The sequence below is a fragment of the Paenibacillus hebaui genome, from assembly GCF_051934385.1.
Taxonomy (GTDB): Bacteria; Bacillota; Bacilli; order Paenibacillales; family Paenibacillaceae; genus Paenibacillus.
Genome location: NZ_CP196836.1, coordinates 1,116,873 through 1,128,666, shown reverse-complemented (window position 1 = coordinate 1,128,666; position 11,794 = coordinate 1,116,873). Strand labels below are relative to the sequence as shown.

Sequence of the window (11,794 nt, the reverse complement as noted above, 5' to 3'; positions counted from 1 at the left end):
ATAGTAGATTTATGCTGTCGGGGTATACAAACCAATCCCTCCTTGATTGGGAGGGATTGACGGGTCTAACTTCTACGATTGAATGAATCAGAACGATTAAATCTGGCCTTTATTCTCTCTTTTCTTCTTAGCAGAACTGAACAACATGGTGCCGACAAATACAGCGATCAAAATGGAGAAAAATACGACGTGGGAAATGTGGAAGCCGAATGCACTTGCCATCATTTTAGCCGAAATAATCGCAATCAGAATGAAAGCTGTTTGTTCCAACTCGGGAAATTTGTCAATGAGTCGAAGAAAGACTTGAGCCACTCCACGCATCATCAGAACACCAATAATTCCTCCGAGGAAAAGAACCCAGATTTGTTCACTGATTCCGAATGCTGCAATTACACTATCAATACTGAAAGCAATATCCATGAGTTCCACAAGTAAAACCGTCTTCCAGAAGGAATGTTTCTTCCCTTCATGATTATCGGGAACCTCCGGTTTGAACAATCCTTTATATGCGATATACAGGAGATAGAGTGCTCCAAGCACTTTGATCAACGTAAACTTGACGAGAAATGTTCCCAATCCAATGGCAATAAATCTGAAAATATAGGCACCCAAAATACCGTAGAACAACGCTCTCTTCTGTTGCTCTTTGGGTAGATGTTTGACCATAACCGCCAGCACAAGTGCATTATCTGCGGACAGAAGACCTTCTAGCAGAATCAGGCTGGCAATAATGCCCCAACTCACCGGATCGGATAATGTGGATACAATCTCACTCCAGGAGAAGAAATGGCCATAATTCTCACTAATGCTATTAAAAAAATCACTTATCATAAGCATGCGGCCTCCGCACTTCAAATTGTTTCATGCTTTACACCATCTTTATTTTCTTCCCGCAACCCATTGCATTCCCCATTGATGAGCCTCATCCAACGCTTGATGCCCATTATAGAACTGCACAATTCGTTCAATACTGAACGTCTCATTGTTAACGTTGCGTAACATCGCAATGCCACACATGCCGAGTGGGCTCCCGTATTCATTCATCCGTACAATAATATCGGGACCGTCCTTCTGATGGATGGTTACAACACCGTCCACTTGAGACCAGTTCGCCACACCGCCATAAATATAGGTGAATACCAGGATGCGTTCTATTTCCGAGATATGGGCACCGTTAATCCGGAGATTCTCTCCCGTTCTGACTGAGCCCGTCCGATCATCGCCATCCAATGCAATATAAGGGTAACGGTTCAGAGCGCCAAATGTCTCTCCTAATGCCTGAATAACATCACGGGTACCATCCTTCATCTCGAACAGGCAGCCCAGATCCAGATCAACACTCTTGTTGCGACCGAATAGCCCTTTGCCACCCTGTTGATTCCAGTTAAGGTTAATCAGGATTTCACCAAGTCCTCCGGCATTCTTCTTGAGGTTAATCGTATCCCCCTTCTTCTTCAGCTCAATCTTGCTGAGATTAAGCGAGTTGACAGGAGACGGAGTCGGCTCAGCTGCGGGTGGAGGTGGAGTGGGTACCACTGTCGGTGGTACGGTCGGCGGTGTTGGCGCAGGAGCTGCTCCACCATCCACGTCCACACCAAAGTTGGCACATAGTGCGTTCAAGCCGCCAGCAAAACCGGACCCAACGGCATTGAACTTCCACTCTCCGTTATGACGATACAGTTCTCCGATGACAATAGCGGTCTCCACCGTGAAACCGCTCCCCAGATCGTATCTCATAACTTCCTGACCTGTAGCCGTATTGGAAAATCGTATAAAACCATTCTGCACCTGACCAAAGCTATGACGTCGTGCTTCACCATCATAAATCGTCAGGCTGAACGCAATTTTCTCTATCCGGGCAGGGATCTTACCAAAATCAATGGCGAACTGTTTTTTCTCGCCAACCTGTCCACCATCCATATACGTTATGAACGAGGTAGAGGGCTGGTTATAGAAGATAAAATCCTCATCTCCAGCCACTTTGTTATCTGAACCCAGAAGGAACGCTGACGTGTCCAGCTCCACACCCGGAGCTGCATCCCAACCAATTCCTACCGTAAGTCGGGACAAGCCAGGATTGGTTTTGGTCAGATCACTCTTCTGGCCTTTTACAACAGCAACCGCCATAGCAGACTCACCTTTCTATGCCAATTTATTGTGCATCCAGTCCGTAATTTTTGCATAAAGCAGCCAGTCCACCCGTAAATCCACTGCCTACAGCCTGAAATTTCCAGTCCGCACCTGCCCGATAAAACTCACAGAAAACAACAGCCGTTTCAGTAGAATAGTCTTCACCGAGGTCAAACCGAAGCACTTCCCGGTCACTCGCAGCATCGACAACACGAACAAAGGCATTGGAGACTTGTCCAAAATTCTGTGCTCGTCCATCTCCATCATAGATCGTTACCGTAATACCAATTCGGTGAATGTGCGCAGGGATCTTGCTGAAGTCTACTACAATCTGCTCATCATCACCTTCACCTTCACCTGTACGATTGTCACCGGTGTGTGTTACTGAACCAGTACCGCCGCTTGGATTGTTGTAAAAAACAAAGTCATCGTTACCTTTGGCTTTTCCACCTTCATGTAACAAAAATGCCGAAGCATCCAGGTCAAAATCGACTCCACCGCTATATTTGTTCGTATCCCAACCCAAACCAACCACGACTCGGGTAAGACCCGGATTGGTCTTCGTCAAGTCAATACGTTGTCCTTTGGCAAGACTGATCGTCATTTGTTTTTCCACCTTTCCATGATTATGAGGTTAGACGAAAAGGAGAACCGTCCAGAAGACGGTCCTTCCCATCCTATAAGTCCTATTGCAAACCGTAGTCGCGTGTCAATCCAGCCAGTCCATCTTGATATCCGCTGCCGATAGCACTGAACTTCCATTCGCCACTGTGACGGTACAATTCACCAACGACTACACCCGTTTCAATGGAGAAGTCTTCCCCCAGGTCGAAACGAATCAGCTCTTCACTGGTTGCTTCGTTAACAATCCGCACATAAGCACGGGAGACTTGTCCGAAGTTCTGGCTACGTTCCGTTGCTTCATAGATCGTAATGGCGAAAGCAATTTTCTCTACATTTGCCGGTACATTAGCCAGGTCAATTTTGATTTGCTCATCATCGCCATCACCGTCTCCTGTACGGTTGTCCCCTGTGTGAACAACAGAACCATTTTCATTTTGAGGATTGTTGAAGAAGATGAAGTTTTTCTCGCCTTCTACTTTGCCTGTTGCATTGGCACAGAATACGGATACATCCAGGTCAAAGTCTTTTCCGCCATCATACTTGTTGGTATCCCAGCCCAAACCTACATTGATTTTGGACAAACCTGGGTTTGTTTTAGTGAGATCGATTTTTTGACCTTTTGAAAGATTAATTGCCATCGTTTTCATCCTCGCTTCATTTATATTTATATTTGTTTTAGTTATCGTTACATATAATTGTTAGGATAATTGTCGATTTGGATCAAATCTTGTAATTAAGAGTACCTGCGTGCGAGTTCGTCGATATGTACCGCATGGGAACCCTCTCCAATCGCAGAGAACTTCCATTCGCTTCCATGACGATACAATTCACCACAGATCAAAGCTGTTGAACCTGTGTAGTTCTCGGATAGATTGAACTTCACCAACTCACTGGAATTTTTACCATCCAGAATCCGAATATAGGCTTTCTCAATCATGCCAAAATCCTGCTTACGATTGACACAGTCGTAGATGTTAACAACGATTAATACTTTATGAACATCAGCAGGAATACGGGACAGATCCATTCTGATCTGTTCGTCGTCACCGTCTCCCTGTCCTGTTAGATTGTCTCCTGAATGGATAACCGAACGACATGCACTTTGCTTGTTGTGAAAGCAGACCAAGTTCGATTCCTTGACCAGTTTGCCTTCCTCATTCAGCATGAGAGCCGATGCATCACAATCGACATCCGCTTGTTTTTTTCTTCCAAAAAAGCCTTTGGAAGTAACCGGGTCCCAACCGAGACCGGCAATAACCTCTGTAAGTCCGGCCTTGCCTTTGGTTAAATCAATCTTCTGACCCTTGACCAAATTAATGCTTGTCACTGATTCTCACCTCCCTTCAAATGTAGAATGATTCATTACAGACTGAATTCCCCTGGGTTCAATGCAAGCACGCTGCATATTTCAGCCACTACTCTTTTCTCTTGATCGTCAAAATTGCCGTCCGCTGAACCTATTGCACTGCATACGCCTACAATGACACGGCCCACATCTGGTTTGGATTTGAACTTCGCGATGGCTTTCAATGCTTCTTGCTTCCCAATCTCCGGCGAGAATTCAAAGTTCGCCACATAATGATTGAATCGGGCAATCACTTCTGCCATATCAAATACTTTCAATTCCTGGCTCAGGTTAATATAACCAGCCATCTTGTTCTTCTCGGCTTCATCAATGGAACCATCTGCAAAAGCAACCAGTGCACAGCCTGCAACAACGGCATCCATAAAATCTTTATTTTTAAACTTTTTAACTTGCTCGCCAAGTCCTTGTTTTGTTGAATTTAACCAACTCTTGAATGAACTCATACTCAACCTCCGTAGTTTAATCATTGTATTGTTACTCATCTTTGCTGAATCTTCAAAATTGTTTTATGTCCACATCATGTTGAATAATGTAGAATTATTACTTAACTATACTCTGAAATCTGGCAATATTCTACATTAAAAAACAATTAATACGTTATGTTACGTATAAGTTCTAAATATAGTTTCAAGTGGTTTAAAAAACTTCTTCATGCTTTAGTCTTTCGATTATCATCTAAAAAACAAAAAAAAGCCTGGGCAGCGTTGCCGAGACTTTGATTTGACTAGTACACTTCATGGATTAAGTTAGAATAGATGAAATGCTTCCATCTATTCTACTGACTACCGTATGTCTGCTCCATACGCTCTTCCTCATTCGTGGACAGCAGAACGTTGAGCAAACCCATGGCATTATTGGCATCTGTTCTCACCGTTTTGTACATCTTGGCAAACGCCGCTTCATCCTGCTCCGGGTCCATAGTGGCAAGCTTGCCCCATGACGTACGTGCCTTATCATATAACGTAGTTAACGTGATGTCATAAGGATGCTGTGAAACAGGTGCCATGGATTCAAATTTGGCTGTGACTCTGAAGAAATCCATCGAATCCTGAAACGATGTACTGCTGTAATCCTTATTCTTTATCGCATCTTCGGTAATCAGCAGACCTTCACGGGCGATAAACAGCGTTTTCACCATGGCCCGCTCCATATTGGTCGCTTCTTCCCAAGTAACGTAAGATTCTTCAGGTGCTTGTACAGTCGTGAAAAAAGGAAAGGCATCGTCAATCAACCGCTGGGAATCGGAATGAATCGGGACCTCTGCATTCATGTCTACAACGGCGTCGCTATAGTTGGCAACATTAATATTTTTGGAGCCTTCCTCACTGACCCGACGCACTGGATGATCAGTAAGCGATATACGGATATAACCGAGCTTATCCGCATACTTCTGCTTCAACTCCTCCAGTGTAGAGTCCAACCCACCCTTGCCTTCTTCGGCGGAAGAAGATTTCTCTGGAGCTGAACCTGTCTGTTCACTCCCATTCGAACCGGATACCGCGTTATCCGTTGCGCCAGTATTCGGGCTGCTCGACTCGGATGAGGGGACTTCTGTATTGGAAGCAGACTCTGGGGATGATGTTTCTTTAGCTCCACCCCCACAAGCTGTCAGAATAGCTGCCAAACCGAACATGACCGTAAACATTTTCATCCTATAATTCCATTTCATCGTATAATCTTCCCCTTATCCTATGTATATTCCTGAGAACCATTAACCTCTGCATTAACTCGTGAATACTACCCAAAAATATCCTTTCGGATAACATGCGTGATTCACAATTGGACATGGTCTACATTGTATCATAAGTTAAAAATGGGGTGTATACGACGATATACCTGTGCCTAAAGGCTTCAGACCGCGCACATTAACTGCCACAACAACAAAAAAACACTGCCGTCCGTGTGGACAACAGTGTTCATACGCGTGATTATTTAATACCTTTGGCCTTCTCCATATGTTGTGACCGAATCTGAGGATCTATCGAATTAATCGATGATAACAGAGAGTAGATCGCCTGAATATCCTTCTCCTGATATACGGTCTCGGGGACTTCTGCCTCAAGCCTCTCCGTCTTGCGCTGGATCGTCTCCACCAATTCATGATCGTAGATGATCAATTCATCCGAATTCACATACCTCACAGCAGGATCAACGCTGATTCGGCAACGGTTCGTGAATGTCACCATGGAGACGAGACGTACTCTTTTGTAATCGTCCAGATGGGCATGGATGGCTTCAACATGAGCCCGATGTTGCATGAGCGGATTGTACATTTTGATCCGGCTACTGCTGACGGTCCAGTTGGCCTCTCTTCGGCCGCCGCGAATCTCACCGGTCGTCAGATTTCGCGTTTCAATAACGAAGATCCCCCGCGGACCGATTACGACATGATCAATCTGCGAATAACCGGAGCGTGACTTTGGATTGGCAACGAGCAAGTCGTTCAGCACTTTATATTCACGTGGAAGACCTAGCAGTTGTTCTGCTGTACTGGGCTCCTCAGGCTGGCGTGTCCAATCCCCTTCCGCTTTTTTCTTGCGCCGACTGCGGACTAGACGTGGGGGAAGAGGAGCAGTTGACGGCAACGCTGCAGCGGAAGCTGTAATTTGGTTCGCGAGGTCTGGTTGTGTCTTGAACAGAGACAGGATTTTCTTGAACATGGGCAAACTCCGTTCTATTTAGTGTGAGTTACCAGTGACCATTGCAGGAGTCGGAATATCATCCTTACGCATCCATTATGTAAACTTCTATTACTTATGTCGGATAAAGAGGGGCAAACATAAAGGGAAGGCAGCTAAAATCCGTTGATCAACCAAAGTATACATCATTATTTAACCAATGCTGTGACTTTAGACGCATAAATGGGGTGGGAAATAAAAAAAGCAGCGCATCCATTTCCATCGAAGAAAAAGAATACGCTGCGCTGCTGACCTTATGGATGATTAAGCCTGAAGATAGTAGGTGTAGAGTACCTGCGTACCTTTCTCATCCAGACCATTATTCGATATTTCCTGATACAGGGATTCGGCCAGCGCCAGTCCAGGTGTTCTCATGCCCATCGCTTTCGCAGATTCCAATGCAATCCCCATGTCTTTGATAAAATGTTTCACATAGAATCCAGGCTCATAATCGCCCTTGATCATTCGCGGACCGAGATTGCTAAGCGACCAGCTTCCGGCTGCTCCGGTAGCAATACTCTTCAGCACATTCTCCGCGTCCAGACCCGATGTCTTGGCATAGGCGAGTGCTTCGCATACACCCATCATGCCAGAGGCAATAGCAATCTGGTTGCACATTTTGGTATGCTGCCCGGCGCCTGCCTTGCCTTGCAGCACAATATTGGTGCCCATCTGCTCAAACAGCGGACGCACGGCTTCGAAGGCTTCCGAGCTACCGCCGACCATGATGGACAGTTTGCCATCACGTGCCCCGATGTCTCCGCCGGACACTGGCGCGTCCAGTGCATGCAGACCCTTGGCCTCAGCCGCTTCGAATATACGCTCAGCCAGCAGTGGACTGGATGTCGTCATATCAATGAGATATGAGCCTGGTTTGGCATTCGCCACAAGCCCGTCCTCTCCAAGATAGATCTCCTCGACATCTCTCGGATAACCCACCATCGTAATGATGACATCACACGCGGCGGCCAGTTTGCCTGGTGTCTCATGCCATATGGCTCCTTCTTTCACCAGTGCTTCCGCCTTAGCGGCAGTCCGGGTGTATACATGAAGCGGGTAACCCGCCTGCTGGATATGTCCTGCCATGCTTTTGCCCATCACGCCTGTACCAATAAAGCCAACTTTCGTCTCTCCAGGTGCCTTCGTTGTAATTGTCATATCGTTGGTTCCTCCTTATATCTCTCTGCTTCGCCCAGTATTTCTTCTTGGATAGCTATATCTGTATGTTAAAGCTTTCTGCCGGGCCCGTCCATCTCGTTTGCAGCTTTCTGTGAAAAAATCTGAATAAAGAATCATCTTCCCATATACTGTACAACCTAACGGAAACTATGATGTACATCATCATTCGGTGGGTACGTGGACAGCGCCTGACTTATTGGATCACAAGGGAATTCGGAGCTATCCCTTTCTGGATCTTTCGGATCTCCGCTTCCATTCTACTGCTCACGCTTGGCACGCATACGCTATATGAGACAACCAACTGGACCGTATCCACTTATCTTCAATTCACACCTCCCTACGTTCTGGCAGGAGGCGGAGCGCTGGTTGCCGCCTGGGCGCTGCCAAAGGCATACGTTTCTATCGATTTATAAAAAGACGGCCAACGGCCGCCTTCTCTTAAATAACTTTTACTTCTTATAATAATCCATTACCCGCAACCGAGTAGTCAGGATTAACGTCTGAGGAATGAGCACGAAGACAATATACATAAGTACAATTAACCATAGATGTGCCGCAAAATGTTCTGCACCGAACGATGGTTTCGGACGCTCAATAAAATACCACCAACACGGGATGGCAACAATCCATGTCAGTCCCGTCGAGAGGAACATGTCTTTTACATCGCTCCACAGGAAGCAGAACAACGCGACAAACAAGATTGGAACAGCCCAGGAATCCAATATCGGCCCCCAGCTCTGAAAGGCAAAAATAATGGCAGGATACATAAGATTGATGGTCCAGCGCCAGATATTGTTAGTGTAAAGATTCATTAACTTCTCCCCTCATTACATATCGTTGCAATCGTAACTGCATTATTCCTTTTTCGGTCATTTTATCCATGCTATCATGTAGCAACGGCCCAATACGCCTTGTCTAGCAAAAAAAATAGTTTTAAAGTGTCTTTAGAGTTTATTACCATAAAAGGAGAATTAAAGCTTGATGAAAACTAAACTCATGGCTCTATTCTTACTTATCGTTACATTTGCAATTGGAGGATGTTCAAGCATATCCACATCAGATAAGCAAAACATTGTTGAAGCAGCTACCCCCATCAGCATCCAATACATCAAGGAGTATTACAATGCGGAGTTTGTCATAACGAATTACGATATTGACGACCCTTCGGTCCATGCCCGCTTGTACCTGTATGGTCATGTAACGGGTCATGAAGATGAGCGCATTATTGTTTCATATAACTACGACACACAGGAAGTCATCAGTGCGGAAGGACCAGGTTGGTTCATCGATAGCCGCAATCCAAAAAAAACGTTTCTGCTTCCTGAGAAAAATCCGAAGAGTACATACGGATATAGTTCATCTTTTCTCTTGTTTATCCGTTAGATGTAGTCCAATTGAGGATATGCTTAATTCTGGGAAAGAAATGAAGAGTTGAAGCATGATTTTGGATATTATAGCTCATACTACCTTCAGGAAATTATCGAAGGAGTGACAGCATGAGGTTAAAAAATATCATCGCCGTTGGAGCCGTGTTAACTTGCTCAACTCTGTTATGGGGCTGTGGTACTGGCACTACCAATAATGCATCCCAGCAGCAGAATAACACAGTTCGATCGGAGAGTTGGAGCGATCCCAAACGACTGGAAGCATCCCATCTTGAGGCGCTTGAGCGTATGGAGAAAGATCATATTCATCGGATGGTTTCGCTTAGCGCAAGTATAGATGGAGACAAAGTGATGACTACGCTTGAACGGTCGAGCCAGAAGTTGGAGGAGATGAGACCTCTCGCTGAGATGCTCCAGCACGAAGGCCATCCTGCATTACTACAGCGAATTCAGGAGATGTCTGGTGACATCCAAGGATCCAAATCCGTCGTTGCTAAGATGAAAAATCTGCCTCAGGACGGTAAAATAAAGATTCAGTCTGAAAACTCCGATTCTTTGCATCACATCAGCAGCTTCCGCGATTATCACCAGTATATGCAAGAGAAAATTCAAACTTTGAACAGGAATACTACTGATTTACACTAATCAGTAATAGTACTGCTTACTCAAGTGACTTCAATCTATACAATTGTATGAACGAAGCAACAATAGTTAGGTGGGAAGATTACTTCCTATCTAACTATTTACTTGTGAGCAGATATAGACAATTACTGCATCCTGCTGCGATTTCTTTGATCTTCTCTGTCCGCTTCTTCCATCTTGCGAATGTATCGCTTCAATTCCTTTATGAGCTTCTAGTTCACTTAGTCTCACAGCAGCTCCTTCAACAAAAGACTGCATCTTGAAAGTTAACACCGATGCCGATGTTCCTACCCAATCCTGCTGCAACCTTCCATGAATCGTACGCAGCTTCTTTTCCTGTTGTACGAGCCGTTGCTGCAATTGTTCGCATTGTTGAACAGCTCTTCGTAAATCCGACAAGGATACGGATATTCTGCCCATGTCCACTTTCCTCCTGTTAATCTATCTATATATAAATTCCATTATTGTTGTTGCTGATCAGCTCTGGAACATCTGAATAGAAGCTTGAGCATCATTGGAAAAGCCACTCAAACTCAATCTCATCTCCCGAGCAGACTGCGCTAATTCTTCCGGTGTTACTTGAATCTTACCGCCGCCCGTTCCACCAACTACGGATATAAACGAAGCTACTGCGCCAGACATTACATTAGAAAACGCAGCCATTGCATTCTGATGTGCGGTCCATCTTGGAGAAATATCAAGCGTCTCTCCCGTACTCCGATCGATTAACGGGCCAATTAAGTTCCCATCCTTATCAAACTCATACTGATTCATGGAATGATATCCCTTACCTTCGTCCTTTGAGAAGGAGTCCAATAATCTAAAGATATTTCCAATGTATAGCTTATCCAGATCTACATCTATTCCAACGTCATGAACCAACATTGGCGAGCCTGCACCGAGAGGTTGGAAAGGGACCTTTAACTGTAATTGAAACTTCCAGTTCTGATACATCGCATTAGCGGTTTCAAAATCCTGTCCCTTATACACCGTAAGTCCAACGTGCCTGTCATATTCACTTATTCCGCCAGCCCCTACAGAATCACTCGGATGAACCACATTAACCATTTTGTTGTCAAAGTGACCTTCATTCACCTTAGCCAGACTTACATCATCCAGCAGATTCATTACACTTGGAGCACTGTATGTCATACCAGACACATCAATGACGAGCAGCTACATATTGAGCCAAACCACCGCCAAGAGAATGACCTGTTAGCGAAATATCCGAATCGGGGTATGCTTTCTGTACTACCTCAAACAATTCTTCTGCTTGATGAAACTGATTGTTTTCCCAACTTGAATTATCCATCATGAGTTTGAAGGGACTATTCTTGAAAATGTTATGACGTTCTGGGTCGGTTACGGCATCTTCAAGCCTTCTCGTTCTGCCCCCTACGACATCAAAGGCATCCGTTTCCCAGTCAGCAAGTACGTCCGTAGCCTTCCCTTCAGGTTCTGTTCCCCGATAACCGATGACAATCTGATCTGTAAGATCATTCTTTAAAACAACTGCGTCGAACCCAGACTTTCTGTGCAATTTTGCTTCATCTGGCTCAATCACTTTCCAATTAGCCGAATCCAGCGTATCAGGGTAATCTCCCTCATTCAAATTAAGATAGGCCAGTTCCGAAATTTCCTTATATGTTTTATCAGTTATATAAGTATCCATAAAAACTCCTCTCTGTTTACTGATCTAAAAAGTTAACGTATATTATAAAGTGTTAAGTTCACATAAATAGGAGGTTGAAGAATATTTTTAAAAATATTCAATTTGTATCTATTACAGT

The 11,794-nt window shown here is 44.8% G+C and carries 16 protein-coding genes; 3 read left to right on the top strand and 13 right to left on the bottom strand.

Going from position 1 to position 11,794, the window contains the following annotated elements:
- Positions 1-96 precede the first annotated feature (96 nt).
- The 9 genes from ACR32F_RS05040 to ACR32F_RS05000 form a co-directional block, all read right to left on the bottom strand.
- Positions 97-831 (bottom strand): TerC family protein, encoded by a 735-nt coding sequence (locus ACR32F_RS05040; protein WP_440116750.1) that lies wholly within the window; start codon positions 829-831, stop codon positions 97-99.
- A 48-nt stretch (positions 832-879) separates the two neighbouring features.
- A complete protein-coding gene (locus tag ACR32F_RS05035) occupies positions 880-2,127 on the bottom strand; it encodes a TerD family protein (RefSeq protein ID WP_440116748.1) in 1,248 nt (415 codons plus the stop codon).
- Between the two features lie 25 nt (positions 2,128-2,152).
- Positions 2,153-2,734, bottom strand: a complete 582-nt coding sequence (locus ACR32F_RS05030) for a TerD family protein (protein WP_440116746.1) — start codon at positions 2,732-2,734, stop codon at positions 2,153-2,155.
- An 82-nt stretch (positions 2,735-2,816) separates the two neighbouring features.
- A complete protein-coding gene (locus tag ACR32F_RS05025) occupies positions 2,817-3,392 on the bottom strand; it encodes a TerD family protein (RefSeq protein WP_440116744.1) in 576 nt (191 codons plus the stop codon).
- A 95-nt stretch (positions 3,393-3,487) separates the two neighbouring features.
- On the bottom strand, positions 3,488-4,081 hold the full coding sequence (locus tag ACR32F_RS05020; RefSeq protein WP_440116742.1) for a TerD family protein: 594 nt from the start codon (positions 4,079-4,081) through the stop codon (positions 3,488-3,490).
- Between the two features lie 35 nt (positions 4,082-4,116).
- Entirely contained in the window at positions 4,117-4,563 is a 447-nt protein-coding gene (locus tag ACR32F_RS05015) for a tellurite resistance TerB family protein (RefSeq protein ID WP_440116740.1), read from the bottom strand.
- 332 nt (positions 4,564-4,895) lie between these two features.
- Complete coding sequence (locus ACR32F_RS05010) at positions 4,896-5,789, bottom strand: hypothetical protein (protein WP_440116738.1); 894 nt, start codon at positions 5,787-5,789, stop codon at positions 4,896-4,898.
- Positions 5,790-6,048: 259 nt separating this feature from the next.
- The gene (locus tag ACR32F_RS05005; protein WP_440116736.1) at positions 6,049-6,780 is read right to left on the bottom strand and encodes a nuclease-related domain-containing protein; all 732 of its coding nucleotides are present in this window, start codon (positions 6,778-6,780) and stop codon (positions 6,049-6,051) included.
- 282 nt (positions 6,781-7,062) lie between these two features.
- Complete coding sequence (locus tag ACR32F_RS05000) at positions 7,063-7,956, bottom strand: NAD(P)-dependent oxidoreductase (RefSeq protein WP_440116734.1); 894 nt, start codon at positions 7,954-7,956, stop codon at positions 7,063-7,065.
- 170 nt (positions 7,957-8,126) lie between these two features.
- Between ACR32F_RS05000 and ACR32F_RS04995 the strand changes: the two genes are divergently transcribed.
- Positions 8,127-8,390 (top strand): hypothetical protein, encoded by a 264-nt coding sequence (locus ACR32F_RS04995; RefSeq protein WP_440116732.1) that lies wholly within the window; start codon positions 8,127-8,129, stop codon positions 8,388-8,390.
- A 36-nt stretch (positions 8,391-8,426) separates the two neighbouring features.
- Here the strand turns inward: ACR32F_RS04995 and ACR32F_RS04990 are convergent, their stop codons facing one another.
- Entirely contained in the window at positions 8,427-8,789 is a 363-nt protein-coding gene (locus ACR32F_RS04990; protein ID WP_440116730.1) for a hypothetical protein, read from the bottom strand.
- Positions 8,790-8,955: 166 nt separating this feature from the next.
- Here ACR32F_RS04990 and ACR32F_RS04985 point away from each other — a divergent pair, with 166 nt between their 5' ends.
- Both ACR32F_RS04985 and ACR32F_RS04980 read left to right on the top strand, forming a co-directional pair.
- Positions 8,956-9,360: a hypothetical protein gene (locus ACR32F_RS04985; RefSeq protein WP_440116728.1), complete on the top strand. Its 405-nt coding sequence runs from the start codon at positions 8,956-8,958 to the stop codon at positions 9,358-9,360.
- 113 nt (positions 9,361-9,473) lie between these two features.
- Positions 9,474-10,007: a hypothetical protein gene (locus ACR32F_RS04980; protein WP_440116726.1), complete on the top strand. Its 534-nt coding sequence runs from the start codon at positions 9,474-9,476 to the stop codon at positions 10,005-10,007.
- Between the two features lie 90 nt (positions 10,008-10,097).
- Here ACR32F_RS04980 and ACR32F_RS04975 read toward each other — a convergent pair whose 3' ends face one another.
- Genes ACR32F_RS04975 through ACR32F_RS04965 form a run of 3 tightly spaced genes read right to left on the bottom strand, consistent with a single transcriptional unit; the run spans position 10,098 to position 11,676 of the window.
- Positions 10,098-10,424: a hypothetical protein gene (locus ACR32F_RS04975; RefSeq protein ID WP_440116724.1), complete on the bottom strand. Its 327-nt coding sequence runs from the start codon at positions 10,422-10,424 to the stop codon at positions 10,098-10,100.
- A gap of 57 nt (positions 10,425-10,481) precedes the next feature.
- Positions 10,482-11,156 carry a hypothetical protein gene (locus ACR32F_RS04970; protein ID WP_440116722.1) on the bottom strand — a complete coding sequence of 225 codons (675 nt, stop codon included), beginning with the start codon at positions 11,154-11,156 and terminating at the stop codon, positions 10,482-10,484.
- A gap of 10 nt (positions 11,157-11,166) precedes the next feature.
- Positions 11,167-11,676, bottom strand: a complete 510-nt coding sequence (locus ACR32F_RS04965) for a lipase family protein (protein WP_440116720.1) — start codon at positions 11,674-11,676, stop codon at positions 11,167-11,169.
- Positions 11,677-11,794: the final 118 nt, after the last annotated feature.

Bases quoted from the DNA above. Each gene is read 5' to 3' on its own strand.
- ACR32F_RS05010 (WP_440116738.1), bottom strand. From the start codon at position 5,789: ATGAAATGGAATTATAGGATGAAAATGTTTACGGTCATGTTCGGTTTG.
- ACR32F_RS04970 (WP_440116722.1), bottom strand. From the start codon at position 11,156: ATGACATACAGTGCTCCAAGTGTAATGAATCTGCTGGATGATGTAAGT.
- ACR32F_RS04965 (WP_440116720.1), bottom strand. From the start codon at position 11,676: ATGGATACTTATATAACTGATAAAACATATAAGGAAATTTCGGAACTG.
- ACR32F_RS04980 (WP_440116726.1), top strand. From the start codon at position 9,474: ATGAGGTTAAAAAATATCATCGCCGTTGGAGCCGTGTTAACTTGCTCA.
- ACR32F_RS05025 (WP_440116744.1), bottom strand. From the start codon at position 3,392: ATGGCAATTAATCTTTCAAAAGGTCAAAAAATCGATCTCACTAAAACA.
- ACR32F_RS04975 (WP_440116724.1), bottom strand. From the start codon at position 10,424: ATGGGCAGAATATCCGTATCCTTGTCGGATTTACGAAGAGCTGTTCAA.
- ACR32F_RS05000 (WP_440116734.1), bottom strand. From the start codon at position 7,956: ATGACAATTACAACGAAGGCACCTGGAGAGACGAAAGTTGGCTTTATT.
- ACR32F_RS05005 (WP_440116736.1), bottom strand. From the start codon at position 6,780: ATGTTCAAGAAAATCCTGTCTCTGTTCAAGACACAACCAGACCTCGCG.
- ACR32F_RS05030 (WP_440116746.1), bottom strand. From the start codon at position 2,734: ATGACGATCAGTCTTGCCAAAGGACAACGTATTGACTTGACGAAGACC.
- ACR32F_RS05015 (WP_440116740.1), bottom strand. From the start codon at position 4,563: ATGAGTTCATTCAAGAGTTGGTTAAATTCAACAAAACAAGGACTTGGC.
- ACR32F_RS04995 (WP_440116732.1), top strand. From the start codon at position 8,127: ATGATGTACATCATCATTCGGTGGGTACGTGGACAGCGCCTGACTTAT.
- ACR32F_RS05035 (WP_440116748.1), bottom strand. From the start codon at position 2,127: ATGGCGGTTGCTGTTGTAAAAGGCCAGAAGAGTGATCTGACCAAAACC.
- ACR32F_RS04990 (WP_440116730.1), bottom strand. From the start codon at position 8,789: ATGAATCTTTACACTAACAATATCTGGCGCTGGACCATCAATCTTATG.
- ACR32F_RS05040 (WP_440116750.1), bottom strand. From the start codon at position 831: ATGATAAGTGATTTTTTTAATAGCATTAGTGAGAATTATGGCCATTTC.